Consider the following 540-nt stretch of genomic DNA (forward strand, 5'->3'; position numbering starts at 1 on the left):
TGCCGGCGGTCCCTGCGGTGCCGGCAGTCCCCGCGGTGCCGGTTGCGCCGTTGGCACCCGTGGAACTGGTCCCCGAGATCCCCGACATCCCGATCCTCGGCTCGCGGTAACGCAACCGTGCGCGATTACGACTATTACGCTGAACAGGTGTGATCGCGCACGGACCCGTGTCGTCTGGGATGCTGGACCGTTTCGCTCGTTGTGAGCCCCGGGATCGGGGCAGAACATCGAACAGAAGGTGCACTTCCCATGAACTCTGCCAAGAAGGCCGCCCTGGTTCTGGCCTCCGCCGGTCTCGCTGCGGCCGGTGCCGCCGGTTCCGCCGTTGCCGACTCGCAGGCCGAGGGTGCGGCCGTGGGCTCCCCGGGTGTGCTCTCGGGCAACCTGGCTCAGGTCCCGGTCCACATCCCGATCAACATCTGCGGCAACTCCGTGAACATCATCGGAGCGCTGAACCCCGCGTTCGGCAACGTCTGCATCAACGACTGACGAAGCGCCTGCGCCCGTAAGGGCAGACCTCCTCGGGGTGGCCTCGGAGTG

Annotated in this window: 1 protein-coding gene; it reads left to right on the top strand. The window is 67.2% G+C overall.

Annotation, left to right across the window (positions count from 1 at the left end):
- Positions 1-249 precede the first annotated feature (249 nt).
- Positions 250-489 carry a chaplin gene (locus tag ACFWBF_RS31075; protein ID WP_385237717.1) on the top strand — a complete coding sequence of 80 codons (240 nt, stop codon included), beginning with the start codon at positions 250-252 and terminating at the stop codon, positions 487-489.
- Positions 490-540 lie beyond the last annotated feature (51 nt).

It is taken from the genome of Streptomyces sp. NPDC060028 (assembly GCF_042736725.1).
Classification (GTDB): Bacteria; Actinomycetota; Actinomycetes; order Streptomycetales; family Streptomycetaceae; genus Streptomyces.